The sequence below is a fragment of the Tenacibaculum sp. genome (assembly GCF_048269885.1).
Lineage (GTDB): Bacteria > Bacteroidota > Bacteroidia > Flavobacteriales > Flavobacteriaceae > Polaribacter.
The window spans coordinates 73,247-96,777 of the sequence record NZ_JBLWTZ010000015.1; the positions used below are offsets into that span (position 1 = coordinate 73,247).

The following is a 23,531-nucleotide window of genomic DNA, read 5'->3' on the forward strand; positions in this document are numbered from 1 at the left end:
AGATAGTGAATTCCCCTTTCATTAATATCCCCTAAGTATAAAGAAATCCATGATGTAGTATCGTGGATTTTTTATTTTATAATTTACTAGTTTTGCTTTAATGAAGAAAATCTTACTCCTTTCTGATACGCATAGTTTTATTGATGAACAAATTTTAAAGTTTGTAAAGCAAGCTGATGAGGTTTGGCATGCAGGTGATATAGGTAATTTAAATGTAACTGATACAATAAAGAAACTGAAGCCACTTAGAGCTGTGTATGGAAACATTGATGATAAAGATGCTAGAGCAGAATTTCCGCTAGATAATAAATTTACAGTTGAAGGTGTTTCTGTGTGGATAACTCACATAGGGGGCTATCCGAATAAATATAACCAAAGAGTTAGAGAAGAGCTGAGAATGAATACACCACAATTATTTATTTGTGGGCATTCGCATATTTTAAAAGTTCAATACGATAAAAAATTAAACTTATTACATTTGAATCCAGGAGCAGCAGGAAATCATGGGTTTCATAAAGTCAGAACCATGCTGCGTTTTGAAATAGATAAAGGCAATGTAAAAAATATGGAAGTTATCGAACTAGCTAACAGAGGTTAGTTTGCTAAGGTTTTTTTCTTTCTTTAGTATAGGAACCATGATATGTATAGAGGTGCCTACATTTACTTCAGACTTTATAGTTAGCTTACCGTCCATCATGTGAATTCTAGCTTCAACTTGGTTAAGGCCAATACCGTCAGAAAAAGAAGAAGACGAGGTAGAAAATCCTACCCCATCATCCTTAACGAGAACGGTTAGTTGATTTCTCTCTTCTTTTAAATCTATTTGTGCATGTTTGGCTTTACTATGTTTCAAGATATTGTTGATTAATTCTTGAATCACATTAAATATTTTGATTTCAAACTCTTGATTGTATCTGTTGATGTTTTTTGCTGAAACTTCAAGTTTTAACTGGCTGTTAGAATACTTTTTAACGACATCTTTAATAGCATACTCAAGTCCAAATTTCAATAAAATTGAAGAAACAAGGTTATGAGATAAGTCTCTTACTTTTTGTGAGGCTTCAGAAATAATAGCTTGTGTTTTTTCTATTTCTTGAGGCATATCACCGTTAAATTGTTTTTTTGTAGCTGTTAAATGCATGTTAGCAGATGAAAGTAAAGCACTAACATTATCGTGTAATATTTCTGCGATGAGTTTTCGTTCAGTTTCTTTTCCGTCAATTGTAGCGTTAAGGATTTTAACTTGTGCTTCTGATCGTACTTTCTCAAGGTTTTGTTGCTGTATAAGTTTACTTTCAGAAAGTTTAAGACTTAGATTTTTCTGACGAAGTTTATAGTTATATATGATTACTCCTGAAACAATTAGTACTAAAAAACTTAAAGCACCAAAGAGCATAGAAGTTTTAGCTTCTTGGGCTTCTTCTAGTTTTCGTTGTTCTTCGACTAAGGCTGTTTTTTCTTTTTCTAAATTTACTTCTTGTTGAGCATAAATTTCTTCTATCATTCTTCTTATTTCCTTGTCTCTTAAATCATCTTTAATATTGTATGATTTCTCTTGATAGTCGTAAGCTGTATAGTCTTTTAAAAGGTAAAGGGTCCAAGCTAAATTAAAGTACAGGCTAGACTTAGTTTTAGTAGATGAAATATCGTCTACACCATTAATTAGTTTTAAAGCTTTAAAGTAGGTGTCTTTAGATTTTTCTAGTTCCTTTTTTTCTAGATAGATGTTGGCAAGATTGCCTAGAGCTCCAGCCTTACCAACTTTATTATTCATACTCTCGTATAACTTTATAGATTCATTAATGTAGAATTCAGCTTTATCATATAAAGAGTCTCTTAGGTATATGGTTGAAAGATTATTGTTTATTTTAGCCTTAATTATTTTGGCTTTTTGTGTTTTAAAAGCACCATTGATAGCTTTTTCATAATAAAGCATTGCGCTATCTTTGTATATTTCTGAGTTTATTGAGTCACTTTCTTTTAAAACATGATATGCGCTTCCTATTTTCTGAAGGTTTGTTATTTCAAGATCATGATTACTAGAGTTTGAAAAGTTCAAATTTTTTTTTCTTTCAGAAATGTACAGTTGTTTATGTTTTTTTACAAGATCATTGCTAGTAGTGTAGAATTCTATGGCTTTTAAGTATGAATGGTTTTCAAAATAAATATTACCTATTAAGTTATTAATCTTAGAAGAAAGGAGGTGTGTTTTTTGAGATTTGCTTTTTTTCAATAATAATAAAGCCTTGTCTAAAGCTTCAGTATAATTTTGATTTAGATATAAACTGTCTATTTTATTAAAAGCAATAGAATCGTTAAGTTTTCCCTCCTTAAAATCTATACCTTTTTCTTGCCCCAGTAGAGTATAAGAGGTAAAAAAGGATAAAAAGAATATATATATTTTTAGCTTTAAATTCACGATTGAATTATTACTTCAGGTTTTGTTACAGTAGCAACTACTTCTTCTAATAATTTTCCAGAATACTTGTGATTAACGAAATTTAATCTTATTATATTGTCTGAACCTGTTTCTAGTTCCCTTGAAAATGTATATTCTGTAGCTTCACCGCTAGATAAGTGAACCTCATAGATTTCAAGTTCTTTATTGTAAACAAAATCTGTAGCAACATTACTGTTGACTGTAAAGTTTAATAAATAGGTTCCATTTTCATTAGCTGTAATGCTATACGAGTTTAAAAACTCTGTAATTCCTTTAGCAAAAGTAATGTTTTCATCTTTTACAGATATTTTTGTCTGCTTACCTTTATTAGTTTCCAAGAAACCAATTTTTAAATGATTGTTTTCAATAGAAAAATCACTAGAGTGTTTAGAGGCCGTTTTTTGTGGAGTTTCAGCTAAAATTATTTCTTTAGAGTTGTCTACATTAGTAACTGTTGTGACATCTGTGTTATCTGTTGTATTAAAATCAATAGAATAAGCACCAGTGGCATCTCTTTTTAGTGTATATGATTGTAATAAGTTTTCAGGATTATTCTCTATAGCTTCCGCTTCGTTAGAAGAACAAGAAGCGAAAATAACACTAAGACTTAAAGCTAGGAAATAAGGAGTAAATTTTTTCATGACTTAATTGGTGTTTATTGAGATTTAGATTTTTTTTAAAAAAAATAGCGATGTACTTAGGATAGATGTTAAGAGACGGGGGACGATATCTCTTAGGGGATAAAAGAAAACAAAATGAAGGGGTTTTCTATACTATGTTAAATAACGCGTACATCGCTATTGGGTTTTTATTGTTTGTAGTAGTCGATTAGCGATGCACATAGTGTATAGACTCGGGGGGCTTCTTCTTAATCTGGGGGACTAAAGAAAATTTGAAGGGTTGATTATGTCTTTACACTATTTTGTTTCTCACTGCATACATCGCTAAACCTACTACATTTTTTACTTTTAATTTTTTATATAAATTACTTCTATATGTTTCTACTGTTTTTATACTGACATTGAGTTTTTCTGCAATTTCATTAGAGCTTTTCTCTTTAGCAATAAGCTTTAATACAGCAATTTCCCTCTCAGTTAAATCTCCGTGCAAAAATTCTGGTTCATCTTCGTCTTTTGCATCTGACGCGTATAAGTCTAATAATTTTACTTTAATATCTTCACTAATGTATTGTATACCGTTGTGAACAACTTTTATAGCATCAATTATTTGCTCATTAGCTCGACTTTTATCAACAAAACCATTAGCGCCTAGTGCTATCATTTCTTGAACTAGTTTGGGGTCGCTTAAACTTGATAGTATTATCGTTTTAATATTTGTGTTACGTTTCTTAAACGTTTTTAAAACTTCAATACCATCCATTTCAGGCATATTTATATCTAAAACTAATACATCTGCTGTATTTTTGGAAGACCAGTTTATTACTTGTCTGCCAGTTAAAGAAAAACCTTCAACTTCAATGTCGTCTTCAGTATTTAATAAAGCAATGACTCCGTCTATTAAAATTTTATGGTCATCTGCTATGTGAACTTTTATCTTGTTGTAATTCATGGTTGTTATTACAGTTACAAATTTATGAGGTTAAAAGAGTGTACACAATACACAGTATCCCTAATTGTTTCATCAACGACTCAGGGAAAACCCTGAGATTTTTTTAACATTTATTTAACATTTAAGGTTGTAAGCCTTGAATAGCCTAGGAAACAAAAATAAAAAACCGAGATTTAAATCTCGGTTTTTTTCGCACTAAATATACTAAGATGTTAGGCTTATCGTAATCTATCTACAGATTTTACAAGATCTTCATCCTTTTTAATGGCTCTATTTGCTAAAACTAACAGCAAAATAACAATGATAGGAAAGAACATCCCAATACCTTTCTCAGAAACCGAAGCTTCTCCAGATAATGTTTGTGATAAATAAATCAATAGTCCTAATAAAAAAAGGTTTATCAAAATGTTTAAGCGGTTTAGTACAAATTGCAACTGGCGGTTTTTAAATAAAAATATTGTTACAAGAGCTACTAAAGCGGAAATAAAAAATAAGACAGGTATGCTTTTTTCTAAAATAGAGTTTCCAGAAAATAAATCTACAACATAAATAACGTCGGTTTGAGAATTACTCCAAAGACTAACTAAAAAAGTCAATCCTCCAGAGATAATTCCTGCTACTAATAAGTATATAGATTGTATTCTTTGTACCATAATTTTTTATCGGGTAGCAAATGTAATACTTCTTTTTTTAAAAAGAAATATTAGAAGTTAAAATATTTGTATATATTTGCCTTGTATGTAACCGCACAAAATTATTATATAGCCCCTATATAATTAGCACTCAAAACAAAACTTAATACAAAACAATTCTTTATACATAAGGAATTTTAGTAACTTAATTATTTAACGAATGTTCGATATTTCGGAATTAAAAACTAAAAAATTAGCTGATTTACAAGTTATTGCCAAATCAATAGGATTAACCAAGATTAGTCAACTAAAAAAGTTAGACTTGGTATACAAAATTTTAGATGCGCAAGCTGAAGCAAGTGCTAATGAGGCTAAACCTAAACCTGCACCTAAGACAGAGAAGCCAAAAAGGAAAAGAATAACTAAAACTGAAGCTAAAGCGACTACTGCTGAAAAGACAGATAATACTGTTGTTAAAGAAACTGAAGCCAAAAAAGCCCCAGAAAAAAAAGAAGTTGTTAATAAGCCAAAAAGATCAGAAGAGAAGAAGCAAGCTCAAGCTTCTGATGATAATAAAAAGCAACAACCTCAACAACCTCAACAACAAAAACAACAGCATAATAAAAATCACAACAGAGGGAGTAAGCATAATAAAAATCAGAACACAAATAAACAACATCATAAAAGTGGGAACAAGTATCGTGATCCAGACTTTGAGTTTGATGGAATTATTGAAAGCGAAGGTGTATTAGAAATGATGCCTGATGGCTATGGTTTCTTGCGTTCTTCTGATTATAACTATTTATCATCACCAGATGATATTTATGTATCACAATCTCAAATAAAATTATTTGGATTAAAAACGGGTGATACAGTTAGAGGTAATGTACGTCCTCCAAAAGAAGGTGAGAAGTACTTCCCGTTAATTAGAGTTTCAAAAATTAATGGATTAAATCCAAATATAGTACGTGACCGTGTTTCTTTCGAGCACTTAACTCCATTATTTGCTGATGAAAAATTTAATTTAGCAGAAAAAGGAAGTTCATTATCTACCAGAATTATCGATTTGTTTTCTCCGATAGGGAAAGGGCAACGTGGTATGATAGTAGCACAACCTAAAACAGGTAAAACAGTATTGCTAAAAGATGTAGCAAAAGCAATTGCCGCAAATCATCCTGAAGTATATCAAATTGTTTTATTAATTGATGAACGTCCAGAAGAGGTTACCGATATGCAACGTAGTGTACGTGGTGAAGTAGTTGCTTCTACTTTTGATGAACCAGCTGACAAACATGTACGTGTTGCCAATATCGTGTTAGAAAAAGCAAAGCGTTTAGTAGAATGTGGGCATGATGTCGTTATTTTGTTAGACTCTATTACGCGTTTAGCAAGGGCTTACAATACGGTAGCACCTGCATCTGGTAAGATTTTATCAGGGGGTATTGATGCCAATGCATTGCATAAACCAAAACGTTTCTTTGGAGCAGCTCGTAACATTGAAAATGGTGGTTCGTTAACTATTATCGCTACTGCACTTACCGAAACTGGTTCGAAAATGGATGAGGTTATCTTTGAGGAATTCAAAGGAACAGGTAACATGGAGTTACAATTAGAGCGTAATATTGCCAATCGTAGAATTTATCCTGCTATTGATTTAATTAAGTCAAGTACACGTCGTGATGATTTATTATTAGATGAAAAGACAGTACAACGTATGTGGGTATTGCGTAAGTATTTAGCTGATATGAACCCTATAGAAGCGATGGAGTTTATTCAAGACAGAATTAAAAGATCATTAAATAACGAGGAGTTCTTGATTTCAATGAACGGATAGTCGTTAGTTATATTAAATAAAAAAATCCTGCTCTTTGCAGGATTTTTTTATTTTGGGTATATCACAAAGTCCAGTGGAACATCAAATTCATGAGTGTTTTCTATTTTTTTAATAGGAGTAAAGAAGTTGAGTCCGATAGTTTGAGTGCCTTCTCTACATTCTGATAAAAACCGATCATAAAAGCCTTTTCCGTAACCAACTCTATAGTTTTGTTCGTCAGAAATTAACATAGGAACAAAAACCAAATCGATGTCTTTTACATTTGCTTCTTCTGCATTTATAGGTTCTGGAACTCCAAATTTGTTGAGTTCCAGTTTGGTGTCTTTTTCAAAATAGAAATGTGAAAGAGTATCGTCTTCGAAATTACAACGACTAACAATAATTCTTTTTCCTTTATTTCTAAAAAAATTGATGATAGGCTGGGTGTCTATTTCATTAAACTTTCGCATGGATAAAAACAAATGCACAGTATGAATATCACCAGTTTTTAGCTCGAATACTTGTTGATAAATGCTCTCTTGTAATTTTTCTTTTTCTGTTTGAGTAAGAGAGTTTCTCTTTTGCTTGTATAGTTTTCTAAGGTCAGATTTAAGCATTGGGTTACAACGATTTTAATTCTTCTTGAAGTTTTTTTGTTAATCCATTCACTATAAGTTCGTATGAATGGTCAATTAATTCAAAAGCAAAAGCATCAGAAACATCATTGTTCAAAGTAATTGTGTTCCAGTGTTTTTTACTCATGTGAAATCCCGGATTGATGCTTTCGTACTCCGATCGTAACTCTAAAGCACGTTCAGGTTCACATTTTAAATTAACTTTAGGTTCATGTTGCTCCCAGCTATCTAAACCCGATAATGCAAACATTTTATTCATTACTTTAAAAACTAAAACATTATCATCAAAAGGAAAATGTTCAGTAACTCCTTTTTTGGTAATGCAATAGTTGCGAAATTCTTCAATATTCATTTTTTTTATTTTTATAAGATGTAACAACTAGAAAAATAATGGACATAAAACTAAGTAATAAGAAAAAGTATTTAACAGTATTTATGAGTATAAAAAATTCAAAACCTCTATGTATGTAATATTTGTCAGCTTTTTCTTGAAGTGATATTAAACCATCATGGTTGTCTACATAATAATATAAGAAGAAAGAAAATGTAGAAATAAGTAATAAACTACATGTTTTATTAAGCTTCTTCATTATTGTTGATTATTCAATTAGATTTTGGGTTGATTCAGGAATTTTCAAAGCTGAATAATCCAACTTCCAGCCAATAGTTTCCACTAAATTTTGCATTAAAGTAACAGCTTCTAAAGCTTCTTTATTGGCTGTTTGCATTAAGTTACTTTCAGGTATTTTTTGAAGAATATGTTCTTTAGCTTCTTTGTTTACTTCAGTTAAATCTTCAGAACTAAATTTGTTCAGTAATCCGTTTTGAATATCGTAGAAACGTAAATTAGGTTCTATTGAAAACACTTCTGGTTGTGGGAATTCAGATAAAATCAATACCTTTTTCTTCGTGTCGGTATGCATTTTTATTTTTCTAAAATCAAAACCGATATGCACTTTAGCATTAATTAGAATAATGGCTTTTTTCTTACTGGTAACAAGTCCTAAAAATTTTTCTTTGGTGTTTTCATGATGATATATCTCGGCAAACTCTCCTTCAACAGTAATTAATTTAGATACTTTTTTAATTTTATCTAACAAAACTACCGATTGTTTTTCGGTCAAATTTTTTCTTTTTACTGAGGTGAATTTTTTAAAAATGTAATAGGATGTAATGGCACCTCCTGCCAAACCTATAAAAAGTAATTCCATAATTACGAATTTACATAAAATAGCTAAAGCATAAAAGAGAATATATAATGTAGTAGTTTTTATAAATGAAGTAAGTGAAGGAGAGTTATTTTGTATTTTTATTCTCAGAAAGTAAATGAGTTTAAAAACTACTTAATGAGGTCAGCAAGCACAACAGAAAAAGAATTAAAAGAACGTATAAAAGAGTTAACTTGTTTATATGAAGTAACATCTTTAATAATAAATGCAAATCTTGATCAAGTTGATGTAACTTTAAAAGCAATTGCCAAAAGTTTAAAAAGAGCATTGCAGTTTCCAAAAAATACTAGAGTGTTTATCGATATAGAGGAATATTCTGAAGAGGAAACAAATACGGCAGAAGAATTATGCATAATTTCAAGTACTATTCCAGTATTTAATATTCCGAAAGGAAAAATATCAGCTTTTATAAAAGATAAAGAACTCAAAGAAAATTTATATCTCAAAGAAGAAAAAGTACTGTTTGACACTGTGGCAATAAAAATAGGAGGGCTTTTAGAGCGTATTGAAATAAAGAACAATGAGTTGTCGATGAAGCGTAAGATGGAACACGCCGACCGCTTATCAATCTTAGGAGAACTAACGGCAGGAATTGCCCATGAGTTAAATACTCCTCTAGCTAACATATTAGGTTATTCAGAACTATTGAAAGCAGATATGTCTAGTAATGCAAAGGGGTTGGCAGATGTAGATAAAATTATTCAAAGTGCTATTTTTTCAAGAGAAGTAGTAAAAAAACTCATGTATTTTGCTTGTGAAATGCCGCAAGAAATGAAAAAAGTAAACATAATTCCAAGTATAAAGGATGCTATAAACTTACTGGATGCTACTTTTAGAAGACAGTCTGTAAAATACTTAGTTAAAGTAGAAGAATCTGAATTGTGGTTACGAGCAGATACGGTTCAGCTCACTCAAATTATTTTTAATCTTATTATTAATGCTATTTACTTTTCACCTAAAGATGGATTGGTTACTATTGAAACATTTCAAACGGGTAAAGAAGTGGTGTTAAGAATTTCTGATGAAGGGATAGGGTTAAGTGATGAAGCTCTTGAAAAAGTATTTCAACCCTTTTTTACAACGAAACCAACAGGAGAAGGAACAGGCTTAGGACTGAGTGTTGTACACGGTATTGTGTCAAGTCATAAAGGAACAATAACAGCTAAAAATGGCATTGAAAAAGGTGCTATCTTTGAGGTAAGGTTACCAAAATAAAAGAAATGCCATTAAAAAAAGAAAATATATTAATAGTAGATGATGACGTTCATATCTTAGAATTGTTGCATCGACATTTACAATCTTGGAATTATCATACCTACAAGGCGATATCAGTTAAAGAAGCGGTTGCAATTTTAAGAGATACTTCAATTGATTTGTTAATAACCGATTTAAAAATGCCAGAAGTGGATGGTTTTGAACTTGTGAAGTTTGTTTCAGAACACTATCCAAAGCTACCTAAACTTATAGTAACTGGCTATCCATCAGTTCAAGATTCACTGGAAGCCATTAAGTCAGGAGTAGTAGCATATTTAACGAAGCCATTTACAAAAGAAGAGTTGAAAACGGCACTGGATGATGCTTTAAAAAAAGCAGCAATAAGCCAGAAAAAAACGACTCAAGAGAAAGAGAAAAAAAACTTTTATGGAGATATGATAGGCGCTTCAGAAAAGATTAATGAAATTTTTCAAATAATAGATCGAGTAAAAAATAATAAAGCTACAGTTTCTATTAAAGGAGAAAGTGGAACAGGTAAAGAGTTAGTAGCACGTGCAATACATTATGAAGGGAAATTTGCTAAAGGTCCATACATAGCGGTAAACTGTGGAGCAATTCCTGAGAATTTATTAGAATCTGAGTTGTTTGGTTATATAAAAGGCGCTTTTACAGGAGCAGATAGTAATAGGAATGGTTTTTTTCAAGCGGCTAATGGAGGAACTATTTTTTTAGATGAAATAGGCAATGCTTCATTAAATGTACAATCAAAGTTATTAAGAGCTTTACAAGAAAAAGAAGTAGTGAAGGTTGGAGCTCAAAAAGCAGAAAAAATAGATGTTAGAATTATTGCTGCCACCAACAATAATTTAAAAGAGATGATTCAAAAAGGAACCTTTCGAGAAGACCTGTTTTATAGGTTGACAGTTGTTGAAATTGAGGTGCCTCCTTTGAGAGAAAGAAAAGAAGATATTTCTATGTTAGTAGAGAAGTTTCTGTTTAAATATGGAGTGGAATATAAAGACAGGTTTGTAAAAATAAGTCCTAAAGCTTTAGCAATACTACAAAGATATAATTGGCCTGGAAACATTAGAGAATTAGAAAATATAATACAGCGTGCGGTGATTATGTCTGATCGTATAGTAGAAGTAGAGCATTTACCTGATGCACTCAAATATAATGTTGATTTTTCTGAGGAAAGATTAATCTCCTTAAAAGAAATGGAAAAGCGTCATATTCAATATGTGTTAAATGCAACTAATAACAATAAGACGAAAGCAGCAAAAATTCTTCAAATAGACCGCAAAACCTTGCGAGAAAAGCTAAAAGAATAATCACATTTTTTCTGAGTGTTTTTTCTCCACCTGGGGAGAAATTACCCGTTTTAATTTTTAATAAAAATTTATAAAAACTTCCATAGTCCTTTGTTTACAAAGGCTTGGGAGTTTTTCTGCTTTCTGGCATCTTTAACGGCATATCATTTGCCTTTAAAAGAAAGAATAAAATAGATATAATTTATGAATGCTAACCCTTTTAATATTTGCCCATCATGCACAGAGGTAAATATATGTGTGTTGACTGAATCTAAAGAAAAGGTATGGTCGTGTAGTGAGTATAATGAGGCAGATGTAAAAAAAGAAGAAGTACAGGTAGTCGCTATGGAAAAAGAAATGCAAGTTGTGTGAAAATAGAGAAAATACAACAGAAGAGAAATTTAAGAAAGCAAAATAAATTCAAACATAAGTGAGATGACTTTAACCAAAGAATTAAAAAAACCAGTGAAGCGAAAAAATGCTAGAGGAATGGTTGATAATGTATTAGAACAATTTAATAGTGCGTCTGATCAAATTGGTTTACACCCTAATATCCGTAAAATATTAAGTATTACGAATAACGAAATTATTGTTAATTTTCCTGTAAAGATGGATAATGGAGAGGTTGAAATTTTCCAAGGGTATCGTGTACAACACAACAATGCATTAGGGCCATATAAAGGAGGTTTACGTTACCATCCAACAGTAGATATAGATGCTGCAAGAGCTTTGGCTATGTGGATGACATGGAAAACATCTTTGGCAGGTTTACCATACGGTGGAGGTAAAGGAGGAATTCAAATAGATCCTGCAAAATATTCAAAAGGTGAATTAGAGCGTATTACTAGACGTTTTACGTTTGCATTAGGAGATAACATCGGACCAGAGCATGATATTCCTGCTCCAGATGTTAATACAAATGCTCAAACAATGGCGTGGATGGCTGATACCTATATGAGTACAAAAGCACCAGCAGAGCGTTCTATGAATCAACACGTAGTAACTGGTAAGCCTATAGGAAGTGGAGGGTTAGAAGGACGTGATAGAGCTACAGGTTACGGAGTTTTCTTAACCATTAAGTTTTGGATTGAAGAAAAAAACGAGACTTTACAAAATAAAACCTTTATAGTTCAAGGGTTTGGAAACGTAGGATACTGGGCAGCTTATTTCTTAGAGCAAGAAGGGGCTAAAATGATAGGAGTTCAAGATGCTTACGGAAGTATTTATAATATAAAAGGAATCAAAGTAAAAGACCTTTTTAATTATACAAAAGCTAATAATGGAAGTTTAGTTGGGTATCCAGAATCAATGGAAATAGAAAAAGAAGATTTCTTTGCTACTGAATGTGATATTTGTATACCAGCAGCTTTGGGTAACCAAATAACTGAAGAGAATGCACATTTAATTAAAGCTAATTTAATAGCTGAAGGAGCAAATGGTCCTATAAACGTCGAAGGGGAAAAAATACTCTTAGAAAAAGGAATAACAATCATTCCAGACATATTGTGTAATTCAGGAGGGGTAATTACAAGTTATTTTGAATGGCTTCAAAACCGTAATGGTGAGTTATGGAATATGGATGAGGTTATTGTGCGCTTAGATAAGAAACTAAAAGACTCCTATACCAGGGTTTCAGACTATGCAAAGTTGGAAGGCGTAGACATGCGAAAAGCAGCTTATTGTATAGCGATACAGCGTATTGAAAAGGCTTATGTTCAACGAGGTATTTTTCCATAAAAAAGAAGTAAAATGAAACACGGAAGTTTAGTTTTAGAGAAAAAAGAGTATGTGTACATTAAGAGTTTGCTAAATGTTTCAGAGCATACTGAAGAAGGTAAAGTACAAACATCACTAGATAAGTTTGCTGAAGAATTAAAATCGGCTAAAATTTTAGATGAAGAACAAATGCTTGATGATGTTATACGCTTAAATACTGTTGTAACTATAGCTTCTGGAGATGTTTGGGAAAAAACTATTCAGCTTGTAAAACCAACTGAAAAGGATTTGAAACAGAACAAGGTTTCTATTTTAACACCAATAGGTATAGCTTTATTTGGTTATGCTTTAAACGATGTAGTTCACTGGGATTTACCAGGAGGAAGGAAAGAAGTTAAAATTTTAAAAGTTACTCAAAAAGAAGGGGAAGAGAGTTTTAGTACCTTAATTTAAAGACAAAAAAATGACACATAATAATCACGGTAGCGATATAGATGTCGTACATAAATATAATCATGTAGAACTAAAAGGATGGGTAGATCAATTATGGTATATCAATAAGGAGATTGAAAATCTTTTAAATTTATATGAGTACTCCATAGTTAATAAAACTATTTCTAAAGAAACATTGAAACTTTTTTCCGAAAGAAAAAAAGTAAACAATGAGCTTTATAAAACGGTCTTATCATATTCAAATACGTATGCTAACGTAGCAGAGTGTGACGATATACAATGCGATATGGCCTATTTAGGAGAGTACGATAGGTTACGTGAGAGTTATCACAAAAATTTGGAAGCTTATCAAAAACTGAAAGATAGGTTTTTTGAGGAAGCTTTATTAAAAGAATAACATTCTTGTAAAGCAAGTATGTTAGATTTGTAGAGTTAGTTGTAAAACCTTGGAATCATGTAGTTCCAAGGTTTTTTTGAATCGTAAACTAAAGAGACTTCTTTTTAGTTCTAAAATCAATTTTGTGAGATAGTTTTACCATGAAAGTATGGTTGTTTTCAATACGGTTTTCTTTTATAATTATGTATTGATTCATATAGCCTGTACTTAAGGTCAAAGCATTATTTAAAGGAATGTCAAAAGCTCCATAAGCCCTGTTTTGACTAAAGTTTTTATTATTTGTATATTTATCGATATCTAAAAACACTTGATTAAAAAATGAGATACTTAGTTTTGTCTCACCTTCTTTAGATCGTATGATTGGTATTTTTGCACCAAATACTAACCGTAAACGGTGTCTTGTTTTGTCTTTCATGATACGCTGTTCTAACAGCATTCCATAATTAACGGAAACTTTTTTAATTTTATTTTTTATAGTAAAGTACTCATAAATACGATGCTCTATTCTTTTTTTAGGGACAGGATGTGCTCCATACGGAAATAGAACTACCCATTCATACCCGGCACCAAAACTTATATTCTTTAAGTGGTCGTAACTTGTACCAAGCCTTAATTTTGACTGTTGCCAATCCTTGACAAAATTATGTCTGCTCCAAGAGTATAAGGTTTCAATATTGAACTTTTCAGTTAATTGATACTTGCCAGAATAATACCACCATGAATTCAACTGGTCAGCTTTTTGGGCATTACTCTTAAAAACTATAAATAGAAATACGACAGCCAGCAATTTCTTTATCATTGCTTAGCGTTTTTTGCCTATAAAACGAAGCACACTTCCTTTACCATTATGGCAATTTCCCTCATTCAAAAAGACTTCCTCTTCTTCTAAAACTTGAATTTCAAAACCAGTAAAATCTTGTTGTATTTGTTCTATAGAAAAAAGCATGTCTATATCTTTTGGACCACCTATTTTGGGATTATTCTTTTGATAATTCAGATGATTCTTACTAAATGCTTCAAAAATTACATAGCCATTAGGTTTAAGAAGTGTAATTAACTTTTGATGAATTGCAGAAATTTTCCAGGCTGTAAAATGTGCATAGATTAAACCAATCACATCAAAAGATTCTTTTGGAAATTCAAGATCTTGTATGTCGCCTACAATATACTTTAAGTTAACATCAAACTCTTTGGCTAATTTTAAGGCTTTATTTTTTCCTTCAGTACTTAAATCGGTAGCAGTAACATTCCAGCCTAATTTGGAAGCATATACACCATTTCTACCTTCACCATCAGCAGGTAATAAGAGAGTTCCTGTTTTTAATTTTTGAAGCTCTTCTTTAAAAAATAAGTTGGGTTCTTTGCCATAAGCAAAGTTGAGGTTTTGATACCTTTCATTCCAAAAATCTATATACTTTAAATCGCTTTTTTTCATCGTATTTTTTATTTTATTTATACGATGTAAAAGTAAATAGGGGCTAAGTCACTACGATAGGATTATTGTAAAGTAGTATGGTACTTATGTTTGTTTTTTTCTGAAAGCTTCTGGAGAGTAGCCAGTATGTTTTTTAAAAAAACGTATAAAATAAGAAACATCTTCGTAGCCTAAATAATATGCTATTTGATTTATTTGGTTGGAAGATGCTAAAAGGTACCTTTTAGACTCTAGTATGATTTGTTCGTTAATAAGTTCGGATGCTGTTTTACCTAAAGTCTGTTTTGTTATGGCGTTTAACTGATAGTTAGATAGATTTAACATACTAGCATATTTTGAAACTTGTTTTATACTAGTAATGTTTGTTTCTAATAAATGTAGAAATTTCTCAAGAGATTCTTGAATATATAGATCCTTAGTGTTAGAATCTTTATTGTTGGTGCTTTTTAACCTTAGTAATTCTATAAAAAGAATATGAAGATTAGATTTTATAACTTCTTTATATGCTTCAGCTTTTTCTTTGTATTCTGAAAAAATAGAGGTCAATAAAGGGGTAATTCTTGAAAAAAGGTTTTCCTCTAATTGATAATAATTTGAAGTACTCACTTTTTGTAATAAAAGATTCATCCCTTTATCAATAGGATAGTAAAAATCAGTATTAAACTGAATCATAAAACCTTCACTATTACTTTTTAATTCTAATTCGTGTACTTGACCAGGTCGGATTATAAAAATAGTATGACCTGTAACATGATAATTAACAAAATCTATTTCGTGATTTCCAGTGCCTTTTTTTAATGCTAAAAAGAAGTAGAAATCGTGTCTGTGAAGTTCATGAACCATATCTTTCCCATTAAGAAGTTCCTGAAGATTTTTAATCATAAAATCACCAGAAAGGTTAGGTTCTTTTTGAGAAGTGTTTAAATGTCTTACAGGGATGGTCTTCATGAGGTTAGAATCAAAAAAGTAATACAAATGTAACTAGAAAAAGAGTAGGGCAATAATAAGTAATTTTAAAAAATAAAAAAGTCCTATAAATCAGATGATTTTTAGGACTCTTTAGTCGGGGTGGCAGGATTCGAACCTGCGACCTCCTGCTCCCAAAGCAGGCGCGATGACCGGGCTACGCTACACACCGAAAAGTGTAAAAATTCGTAGTGTAGTTTATCTCGAGTAAAACGAGAGGCTACACCCCGAAAAGTGTAAAAATTCGTAGTGTAGTTTATCTCGAATAAAATGAGAGGCTACACCCCGAATAATTGGGACTGCAAATGTAGAAAAAAAAAGTAAACGACAAATAAAAAAATGAAATAATTATTAAATAATTTGACTTTATAAGACAATAGTTAAAATATATTTAAAAGCCGATAACTAGAAATAAAAAAAAATTACATTTGTAACTTCAAAAATTCAAGATAATGGCAGAAAAAATTAAATGTTTGATTATTGGGTCTGGTCCAGCAGGTTACACCGCAGCAATATATGCAGCGAGAGCAGACATGAAACCAGTTATGTATACAGGAATGCAAATGGGAGGACAATTAACTACCACAACAGAGGTAGATAATTTCCCTGGGTATCCTAAAGGTACTGATGGTACAGCAATGATGGAAGATTTAAAAAATCAAGCAGAGCGTTTCGGAACAGATGTGCGTTTTGGAATGGTTACGAAAGTGGAGTTTGCTGATAAAGAAGGAGGAATTCACAAGGTAACTGTAGATGAATCAACTGAAATTGAAGCACAAACTGTTATTATTTCTACAGGAGCAACGGCTAAATATTTAGGTTTAGAAAGTGAACAGCGCTTAATAGGTGGTGGAGTATCAGCCTGTGCTACTTGTGATGGATTCTTTTACAAAGGACAAGATGTTGTAGTTGTTGGAGCAGGAGATACAGCTGCAGAGGAAGCAACCTATTTAGCTAATATTTGTAGTAAAGTAACGATGTTAGTCCGTAAAGATTACATGCGTGCTTCTAAAGCAATGCAACATCGTGTAAACAAAACAGAAAACATAACGGTGTTGTACAATACTGAAATAGATGAGGTATTGGGTGAAAATGTAGTGGAAGGAGTTCGTGCGGTTAACAATCAAACAGGAGAGAAAACTGAAGTTCCTGTAACAGGAGTATTTATTGCGATAGGACACAAGCCAAACACTGAATTGTTTAAAGGTGTTTTAGACATGGACGAAACGGGGTATTTAATTACGAAAGGAAAATCTACTAAAACTAATTTACCAGGAGTTTTTGCTGCAGGTGATGTGCAAGATAAAGAGTATCGTCAAGCTGTAACAGCAGCAGGTACAGGATGTATGGCAGCTTTAGATGCTGAACGTTACTTGGGTGCGTTAGAATAAAACAACGGCTATATAAAATTATAAAGGGTACGCTAGCGTACCCTTTTTGTTTTAATTAGAATTTTCTTGACTCTCATTAATAAGTTGTCGAATCCAATCGTTAGGAATCATATCTATAGTAAGGTTTATACGTTCTTCTTCTCCATTATTTATTACTTTATGCGGATCGGTAAGTCGCATGTACCAACATTCTCCAGGTTTCATTAATACAGGAGTGTTATTTAAATAAAAAGTTACATTTTCTTTGTTTAAGATAGGAATGGTAAGCCGAATTACTGATTTTTCAACTTCCAAGCCTAAGGTAGGATCTGTGTGTTCTTTAACTGTTGAATGTGGAGCCAGTCGAAGCAACCTAACTAAGTTTACGGTAGTATTCTCTTTAAAAAAATCAATAACACTAGTTAAGTATGGAGACTTTTTTAAAGCATTGGTATCTAACCAATCTGTCCACGAACCATCAGCATAATCTTCAGCAGGAGGGGGAAAAGGTAACGAGGTATCCACTAGGTGTGCAGGCGATCGTAAAGCAATTACATCATAATATTCAAAATTATCTAAATGTAAAGCTTTAGCTTCTTCAAGCATTTTAGGTACCTCAAAATTAAAGGGCAATTTAATACGATCACTGAAAGTATTCCTTGTTTTAGTAGTCACTGTTTCCATAGACGTAAGTTTATAAAAGGTTAGGTTAGTATATTGTAAAACTACAAAAAGTTACATTTTCTTCACAAGTGTTACATTTTGATAAAGTTACCTCTTTTATTCTGACTTTTTATAATTTAAAAGCAAGTATCACTTAATTTTTGACGATCAGATTTATAAACAGTAGGTATTGTTTGGTCAGGATTAATTTTAATACAAGTTAAATCAGGATTTCTGTCTACTCTTAAATCTTCAAGTTTTAAATTGTAACTAACCTCTAAATTAGCAAGTAAATTACTAGTAATGTACAGGTGTTTTAAGTTCGTAAATGAATGAATGTTAATAGTAGTTATTTGGTTGTCTGAAACCAAAAGCGTTTCTAAAGGGGTAGTATCATCTATATGTATAGAAGTAATTTTATTACTTGTTAATACTGCACTTTTCAATTTTGATGTGCCTTCTGTTTTAAATGAAGTTAGCAAATTGTTAGTTATAGTTAACTCTTCTAAAGAATTATTAGATATATTTAAATGAGTTAACTTGTTAAAAGATAAGTGTAAGGTTTTCAACTTACTCGCCTTTTCTAAACCTGTAATAGTGGTAAGGTCGTTAGCATGAATATCTGCTAAAAGAAGATTAGGATTGTTACTAATGTCAATACTAGTTAAGTAGTTTGCGTTTAAATATAAGGTATCTAATTTTGTGTTAGAACTTAGGTTGATAGTTTCAATTTTTTGTCCAGCAGCAGACAAGTATGTTAGGTTCGTAAAAGCTTCCATTCCTGTTACATCACTGGTTTCTCCAAAACTACTGTCTAAGTTTAAATTTAAGCGAGTAATTTTTTGCGCATCTTCTTTCGATATTTTTTGGTTAATACTGCCATCACTATCTAACTTTTGTTCTACTAATATTGCCTCAAAATGTTTGTCAGGAATGTGAATGTACGCTTCGTCTCCAGTATCAGGAGTTTCATCGTTACCAGAACATGAGGCAAAAAAAGATAGGGTGAAGATAAGTGAGATACAAGCGATTTTGTGTTTTAAAAGTACAGATTTCATGTGTTAACTTAGTTTTCTTAAGCGTAGCTTATATTTTTAATGAGTGTAAAATGTTTATTGTTTAGTTCGTTTCATATGCAAAATTGGGTAAGGTTTTCCTGCGGCATCAAGTTCAGAACGCTTGATTGTTTTAAACCCCAAATGATTGTAAAAACCAACAGCTTGCTCATTCTGTTCATTAACATCTACTTTATCTACATTCAATTTGTCAATTGAATATTCTAATAAGGTTTTTCCCACTTTTTTACCTCTATATTCAGGGTGGATAAAAAGCATTTCTAACTTTTGTTCGGCAACACCTAAAAAACCGACTATTTTTTCGTTGACTTTAATGCACTTTAACTCTACTGCATCTAAATACGTATTTAAGATAAGAGGTTTAAAATAAGCAATGTCTTCTTCTTTTAAAAAATGATGTGTCGCTCTAACGGAAGCTTCCCATAAGTCAACCACCTCTCGATATTCAGTTTTGTTTATAGTATCTACCTTATAATTCATTATATAGGTTCAATTAATTTACGAAAATTAATATATAATTCATTAGCTATTCTTAGAAGAGAAGGGGGAAGATTAGCTTTTTCCAATTTTTATTCAAGCTATAAAAATACAAAAAGTGACTCTGATGATTTATCAGAGCCACTGTTATTTTTTTGCTAAAAAAGTCAATAATTTTATAGATACCTATCAACTTCCTCTATTTCAAGATCATTAATACTCGCATATCTTTTTTTCATTTGTCCGTTATCATCAAACTCCCAGTTTTCATTACCGTAAGCTCTAAACCATTTGCCTTCTTTGTTTTGATATTCATATTCAAAGCGTACAGCAATTCTATTTTCACTATGTGCCCAATACTCTTTTTTTAGTTTGTAATTAAGCTCATTTTGCCACTTTTTACTCAAGAAGTTAATAATTTCCTCCCTACCGTTAACAAAGGTGTCTCTATTTCTCCATTCACTATCAATAGTGTACGCTAATGCTATTTTTTCAGGATTTTGAGAATTCCAAGCATCTTCTGCTAGTTGAATTTTTTGTTGAGCTGTTTCAAGAGTAAAAGGAGGAAGTGGATGTTTCTGTTCCATAATAATTATAGTAAGTTTTGTATGATTTTTTTTGATTTATATACTATTTCATTCGATTTAAAGAGTTGACTTTCTATGATAGCGCTTTCAAAAAGTAGATAACTATGTGTAGCAAGTAATTCGTTGTCTATTAACTCTTGAAAAAAGTTGTTCAATTCTTTTTTATGTAATTGAATTACGGTTAAAATACCTTCCTGTTCTTTAGATATTTCTGATAGAATATTCAAAAAACTACAGCCTCTAAAATTTTCTTTTGTATTCATATAAGCTATAAAATCGAATGCTAGTAATATCCTATCTTTTGAATTTTTACTTTTCGAAGTAAACTTAAAGAGTTCTTTAAACCAGAGCTCGTGTCTGTTATTTAAAAAGTCAATACACAAAGCATCTTTTGATTTAAAGTGCTGATAAAAACTTGCTTTGGCAACTTTAGCTTCTTTAATAACTTGGTTAATACCCGTGCTGTTATAACCTTGTTGATGAAATAAATGCGCAACTGTTTCTAATATACGTTCTCTGGGGCTACTCATATCTCTTAATTTTCCGTCAAAGTTATATGAATTTTAAAGAACAGACAAGTCTGTTCGGATTTTTAACATTTTTAATTCAATACATAAGATGAATTTTTATTTGGAACAATCATTCTATTATGCGTATGTTTGTAAACGGAATGATTGTTCCAGAATAAATTATTAACTAAAAAAACAAAAAAATGAGTACATTAAAAGGTAAAATAGCCGTTATAACCGGCGGAAATAGTGGAATTGGCTATGCATCTGCTAAAGAATTAAAAGACCAAGGAGCAACGGTTATTATCACAGGAAGAAATTCTGAAAAAGTTAAAGAAGCATCACAAAAGTTGGGAGTTAAAGGAATAGTTGCTGATGTTAAAGATATTCCTGCTATTGAGAATTTAGTAGCAGAGGTTAAAAAAGATTTTGAAAAAATTGATGTATTGTTTGTAAATGCGGGTATTTTTCAACCTGCTCCAGTAGGAGATATTAGCGAAGAAATGTTTGATCATCAAATGGCCATTAACTTTAAAGGAGCTGTATTTACTACCGAAAAATTCTTGCCCATTTTAAATGAAGGAGCATCCGTTATAAATTTATCCTCTATAAATGCTTATACAGGAATGCCTAATACAGCTGTATATGCAGCATCAAAAGCAGCGCTTAATTCGTATACACGAACAGCAGCGACGGAGTTGGCTCCAAGAAAAATAAGAATTAACTCAGTAAATCCAGGACCAATATCTACACCAATTTTCGGAAAAACAGGAATGGAAGAAGAACAATTACAAGGTTTTGCTCAAACTATAGAAAATCGTATTCCTTTAAAGCGATTTGGACGACCAGAAGAAGTAGCTAAACTAGTTTCGTTTTTAGCATCTGATAACGCTTCTTTTATTACAGGAAGTGAATATAATATTGACGGAGGAATAAATGTTAATCCGCTATTGAGTTAATTTTTTTGAATATATTTGGAATGAAAGTTCCAATATGGTAATTTTGTGGAAGTGTAAACAACTTCCACATTTTTTATATGCCTAGAGTTAAATCATTTGACGAAAAAGAAGTACTAACCAAAGCAATGTGTTTGTTTTGGAAGCAAGGATATGCTGCTACTTCTGTACAAGATTTGGTAAGTCAATTAGGAATAAACAGAGCAAGTTTATACGATACTTTTGGAGATAAAGAACAGCTCTTTAAAAAGTCTTTCGAACTCTACAGAACTACTACAAAAAAGGGGTTAATAGAGTTTTTTCAAAATCATCCAAATGTGAAAGAAGGCTTTGCTGAGCTTTTTAATAAAGCCATACAAGAAGCTATTCTTGATGAAGATAAAAAAGGGTGTTTTGTGGTAAATGTTACAACAGAGCTTATTCCAAATGACGAAAGTTTACAAAAAGTCTTGATAGAAAATAAGCGTGATTTTGAAGACTTATTTTATGAATATTTGAAGGAGGCTAAGGAAAGAGGACAATTAAAAAATAGTGAAAACTTAAGGGCTATAGCTACTCTTCTTTACACACTTTACAATGGTATTCGAGTTGTTTCTAAAGTAGATCCTACTAACAAAGAGTTATCTAATTCTATAAATGTAGCCTTGTCTTTACTTACTTAGTTTTAAAATTCGAAAAGCTCCTTGAATTACTAAAACAAAAACAATGGTTCCGATAATCAAATCAGGTTTGTTAGAATTTAACCAGTGCACTAAAACTCCTGCTGTTATTACTCCTAAATTAATAATAATGTCATTTGAAGTAAAAATCATACTTGCTTTCATGTGAGCTTCTTCTTTACTTTTTGACTTTTGTAAAATATAAAGACAAATGCCATTTGCGATAAGTGCTAAAACCGAAACGATTATCATTGTTGAAAAGTTTGGAAGTTTTTCAGCACCAAAAAATCTTCTTAAAACTTCAACAAATCCAAGTAAAGCAAGAGTTATTTGAAAATACCCAGCAAGTTTAGCAATTCTTTTCTTTCTTGTTAAAGTTCCACCAACGGCAAAAAGGCTAATTCCATAAACAAAACTATCAGCAAGCATGTCTAGGCTATCAGCAACAAGTCCCATTGATTTAGAAATAATTCCCGTTGTCATTTCAACAATAAAAAAAGCAGCATTAATTCCGAGAACAGCCCAAAGTAATTTTTTCTGATTGGTGTTTTCTTCAAAATCAGTTTGACTGCTTTTTTCTGTAGAAACCCTTTTTCCGCCTAAGTTTAGTTCAATTACCGATGTTTTAATTACATCAACTTCTTCATTATGAAAAACTGTTAATTTTCTATTAGGAATGTCAAACTTTAAATTCGCTATACCAGAAATTCCGTCTAACTTCATTCGAATTAAACGCTCTTCAGAAGGACAATCCATTTTAGTTATTTCAAAGATAGTTTTATACATTGAATTTCTTTTTGAATCAGTAATAAGTAGGATAGTTTGTTTTTATAGTTATGTAATAGATAGTACTATTCCCACTTAGTCATTAACTCAGTTATTCCTTTTTCAATACCAAGGTAATATTCTTCTTTTTTAAACTCAGGGATAATTGTTTTCTCAATTACTTCCTCACAAATTTCGTCTGTTAAAATTTGTTCAGTTCCAATGCCTGTAGAAATTCTTATTTTTTTTAGGGTTTTACTGAAAACAATAGTCAAACCGTTATTTTTTTCTTTTTGACCTACCCCATTATAATTTGATAAGTCAATAGCGAATTGACTAAAATCGGTGTATTTTCCGATTGATTTAATAGAAACAATAGCTATTTGGTTGGAAGTTTTTTTCTCATACTCTCGAATTAACAAGGTTAGCTTTTCTAGTTGTTCAATGGTGAAGAGAGATTCATAATCATTTACTACATTTTTTAGTGTGGGTAAATCACTTTCACCTAAATCGAATTCGGTAAATTCAGCTTTAGGAGCGTTAGTGTTTGTTTCATCCTTCTCATTTTGCTGTAACTTACAGCTTGAAATTGTTAAAAAAGAGAGTATTATTATTTTAAAGAAAAGTTTCATTTTTATACAACTAGTTTAAACAACTAA

Annotated in this window: 28 protein-coding genes and 1 tRNA gene; 11 read left to right on the forward strand and 18 right to left on the reverse strand. The window is 31.4% G+C overall.

From position 1 onward, the window contains the following. Positions 1-100 precede the first annotated feature (100 nt). Positions 101-598, forward strand: a complete 498-nt coding sequence (locus tag ACN0WY_RS12245; protein ID WP_417800528.1) for a metallophosphoesterase family protein — start codon at positions 101-103, stop codon at positions 596-598. On the opposite strand, the gene ACN0WY_RS12250 is transcribed toward ACN0WY_RS12245, so the two are convergent. From ACN0WY_RS12250 to ACN0WY_RS12265, 4 genes are all read right to left on the reverse strand, one after another. Then, a complete protein-coding gene (locus ACN0WY_RS12250; RefSeq protein WP_417800529.1) occupies positions 581-2,419 on the reverse strand; it encodes an ATP-binding protein in 1,839 nt (612 codons plus the stop codon). The two genes, ACN0WY_RS12245 and ACN0WY_RS12250, sit on opposite strands and share 18 nt — an antisense overlap. Next, positions 2,416-3,081 (reverse strand): hypothetical protein, encoded by a 666-nt coding sequence (locus tag ACN0WY_RS12255; RefSeq protein WP_417800531.1) that lies wholly within the window; start codon positions 3,079-3,081, stop codon positions 2,416-2,418. Before ACN0WY_RS12255 ends, ACN0WY_RS12250 begins: the two co-directional genes overlap by 4 nt. Positions 3,082-3,352: 271 nt before the next feature. After that, entirely contained in the window at positions 3,353-4,009 is a 657-nt protein-coding gene (locus ACN0WY_RS12260; protein WP_125066889.1) for a response regulator transcription factor, read from the reverse strand. Positions 4,010-4,227: 218 nt separating this feature from the next. Then, positions 4,228-4,662, reverse strand: a complete 435-nt coding sequence (locus ACN0WY_RS12265) for a DUF4293 domain-containing protein (RefSeq protein WP_417800532.1) — start codon at positions 4,660-4,662, stop codon at positions 4,228-4,230. A gap of 199 nt (positions 4,663-4,861) precedes the next feature. On the opposite strand from ACN0WY_RS12265, the gene rho reads away from it, so the two are divergent. Next, positions 4,862-6,475, forward strand: coding sequence for a transcription termination factor Rho (gene rho, locus ACN0WY_RS12270; protein ID WP_417800533.1), 1,614 nt, complete (start codon positions 4,862-4,864; stop codon positions 6,473-6,475). Between the two features lie 47 nt (positions 6,476-6,522). On the opposite strand, the gene ACN0WY_RS12275 is transcribed toward rho, so the two are convergent. From ACN0WY_RS12275 to ACN0WY_RS12285, 3 genes are all read right to left on the reverse strand, one after another. Next, positions 6,523-7,071 carry a 5-formyltetrahydrofolate cyclo-ligase gene (locus ACN0WY_RS12275; RefSeq protein ID WP_417800534.1) on the reverse strand — a complete coding sequence of 183 codons (549 nt, stop codon included), beginning with the start codon at positions 7,069-7,071 and terminating at the stop codon, positions 6,523-6,525. A gap of 4 nt (positions 7,072-7,075) precedes the next feature. Further along, positions 7,076-7,441 carry an MmcQ/YjbR family DNA-binding protein gene (locus ACN0WY_RS12280; protein WP_417800535.1) on the reverse strand — a complete coding sequence of 122 codons (366 nt, stop codon included), beginning with the start codon at positions 7,439-7,441 and terminating at the stop codon, positions 7,076-7,078. Between the two features lie 247 nt (positions 7,442-7,688). Continuing rightward, entirely contained in the window at positions 7,689-8,300 is a 612-nt protein-coding gene (locus ACN0WY_RS12285) for a DUF4230 domain-containing protein (RefSeq protein WP_330488727.1), read from the reverse strand. 135 nt (positions 8,301-8,435) lie between these two features. Here ACN0WY_RS12285 and ACN0WY_RS12290 point away from each other — a divergent pair, with 135 nt between their 5' ends. The 6 genes from ACN0WY_RS12290 (at position 8,436) to ACN0WY_RS12315 (ending at position 13,409) form a co-directional block, all read left to right on the forward strand. Beyond that, positions 8,436-9,533: a sensor histidine kinase gene (locus ACN0WY_RS12290; protein WP_417800536.1), complete on the forward strand. Its 1,098-nt coding sequence runs from the start codon at positions 8,436-8,438 to the stop codon at positions 9,531-9,533. Positions 9,534-9,538: 5 nt separating this feature from the next. Continuing rightward, positions 9,539-10,864, forward strand: a complete 1,326-nt coding sequence (locus ACN0WY_RS12295; protein WP_330488725.1) for a sigma-54 dependent transcriptional regulator — start codon at positions 9,539-9,541, stop codon at positions 10,862-10,864. A 183-nt stretch (positions 10,865-11,047) separates the two neighbouring features. Then, entirely contained in the window at positions 11,048-11,215 is a 168-nt protein-coding gene (locus ACN0WY_RS12300; protein WP_330488724.1) for a hypothetical protein, read from the forward strand. Positions 11,216-11,278: 63 nt separating this feature from the next. Beyond that, positions 11,279-12,580 (forward strand): Glu/Leu/Phe/Val family dehydrogenase, encoded by a 1,302-nt coding sequence (locus ACN0WY_RS12305; RefSeq protein WP_417800537.1) that lies wholly within the window; start codon positions 11,279-11,281, stop codon positions 12,578-12,580. A gap of 12 nt (positions 12,581-12,592) precedes the next feature. Continuing rightward, positions 12,593-13,012, forward strand: coding sequence for a GreA/GreB family elongation factor (locus ACN0WY_RS12310; RefSeq protein ID WP_417800538.1), 420 nt, complete (start codon positions 12,593-12,595; stop codon positions 13,010-13,012). A 10-nt stretch (positions 13,013-13,022) separates the two neighbouring features. Beyond that, positions 13,023-13,409: a hypothetical protein gene (locus tag ACN0WY_RS12315; protein WP_330488721.1), complete on the forward strand. Its 387-nt coding sequence runs from the start codon at positions 13,023-13,025 to the stop codon at positions 13,407-13,409. Positions 13,410-13,497: 88 nt separating this feature from the next. On the opposite strand, the gene ACN0WY_RS12320 is transcribed toward ACN0WY_RS12315, so the two are convergent. From ACN0WY_RS12320 to ACN0WY_RS12335, 4 genes are all read right to left on the reverse strand, one after another. Next, the gene (locus ACN0WY_RS12320) at positions 13,498-14,208 is read right to left on the reverse strand and encodes a DUF2490 domain-containing protein (RefSeq protein WP_330488720.1); all 711 of its coding nucleotides are present in this window, start codon (positions 14,206-14,208) and stop codon (positions 13,498-13,500) included. 3 nt (positions 14,209-14,211) lie between these two features. Beyond that, positions 14,212-14,844, reverse strand: coding sequence for a class I SAM-dependent methyltransferase (locus ACN0WY_RS12325; RefSeq protein WP_417800539.1), 633 nt, complete (start codon positions 14,842-14,844; stop codon positions 14,212-14,214). 84 nt (positions 14,845-14,928) lie between these two features. Further along, a complete protein-coding gene (locus tag ACN0WY_RS12330; protein ID WP_417800540.1) occupies positions 14,929-15,792 on the reverse strand; it encodes an AraC family transcriptional regulator in 864 nt (287 codons plus the stop codon). Positions 15,793-15,907: 115 nt separating this feature from the next. Then, a tRNA-Pro gene (locus tag ACN0WY_RS12335) sits at positions 15,908-15,982 on the reverse strand. Positions 15,983-16,262: 280 nt separating this feature from the next. Between ACN0WY_RS12335 and trxB the strand changes: the two genes are divergently transcribed. Next, on the forward strand, positions 16,263-17,201 hold the full coding sequence (gene trxB / locus ACN0WY_RS12340) for a thioredoxin-disulfide reductase (protein ID WP_330488717.1): 939 nt from the start codon (positions 16,263-16,265) through the stop codon (positions 17,199-17,201). A gap of 51 nt (positions 17,202-17,252) precedes the next feature. Here trxB and ACN0WY_RS12345 read toward each other — a convergent pair whose 3' ends face one another. The 5 genes from ACN0WY_RS12345 to ACN0WY_RS12365 all read right to left on the reverse strand — a co-directional run bounded on the left by ACN0WY_RS12345 (position 17,253) and on the right by ACN0WY_RS12365 (position 20,513). Next, a complete protein-coding gene (locus tag ACN0WY_RS12345; RefSeq protein ID WP_417800541.1) occupies positions 17,253-17,864 on the reverse strand; it encodes an aspartyl/asparaginyl beta-hydroxylase domain-containing protein in 612 nt (203 codons plus the stop codon). Between the two features lie 116 nt (positions 17,865-17,980). Further along, positions 17,981-18,901 carry a hypothetical protein gene (locus ACN0WY_RS12350; RefSeq protein WP_417800542.1) on the reverse strand — a complete coding sequence of 307 codons (921 nt, stop codon included), beginning with the start codon at positions 18,899-18,901 and terminating at the stop codon, positions 17,981-17,983. 54 nt (positions 18,902-18,955) lie between these two features. Continuing rightward, positions 18,956-19,399 (reverse strand): GNAT family N-acetyltransferase, encoded by a 444-nt coding sequence (locus ACN0WY_RS12355; RefSeq protein WP_330488714.1) that lies wholly within the window; start codon positions 19,397-19,399, stop codon positions 18,956-18,958. A gap of 173 nt (positions 19,400-19,572) precedes the next feature. Next, complete coding sequence (locus tag ACN0WY_RS12360) at positions 19,573-19,983, reverse strand: nuclear transport factor 2 family protein (protein WP_330488713.1); 411 nt, start codon at positions 19,981-19,983, stop codon at positions 19,573-19,575. Positions 19,984-19,988: 5 nt separating this feature from the next. Beyond that, positions 19,989-20,513 carry a TetR/AcrR family transcriptional regulator gene (locus ACN0WY_RS12365; protein WP_417800543.1) on the reverse strand — a complete coding sequence of 175 codons (525 nt, stop codon included), beginning with the start codon at positions 20,511-20,513 and terminating at the stop codon, positions 19,989-19,991. 182 nt (positions 20,514-20,695) lie between these two features. On the opposite strand from ACN0WY_RS12365, the gene ACN0WY_RS12370 reads away from it, so the two are divergent. Beyond that, positions 20,696-21,451 carry an SDR family oxidoreductase gene (locus tag ACN0WY_RS12370; RefSeq protein WP_417800544.1) on the forward strand — a complete coding sequence of 252 codons (756 nt, stop codon included), beginning with the start codon at positions 20,696-20,698 and terminating at the stop codon, positions 21,449-21,451. A 77-nt stretch (positions 21,452-21,528) separates the two neighbouring features. Continuing rightward, complete coding sequence (locus ACN0WY_RS12375; RefSeq protein ID WP_330488710.1) at positions 21,529-22,110, forward strand: TetR/AcrR family transcriptional regulator; 582 nt, start codon at positions 21,529-21,531, stop codon at positions 22,108-22,110. Here the strand turns inward: ACN0WY_RS12375 and ACN0WY_RS12380 are convergent. Further along, the gene (locus ACN0WY_RS12380) at positions 22,099-22,893 is read right to left on the reverse strand and encodes a cation transporter (protein WP_417800545.1); all 795 of its coding nucleotides are present in this window, start codon (positions 22,891-22,893) and stop codon (positions 22,099-22,101) included. The genes ACN0WY_RS12375 and ACN0WY_RS12380 overlap by 12 nt on opposite strands. A gap of 65 nt (positions 22,894-22,958) precedes the next feature. Beyond that, entirely contained in the window at positions 22,959-23,504 is a 546-nt protein-coding gene (locus ACN0WY_RS12385; protein ID WP_417800546.1) for a TPM domain-containing protein, read from the reverse strand. Between the last annotated feature and the right edge of the window lie 27 nt (positions 23,505-23,531).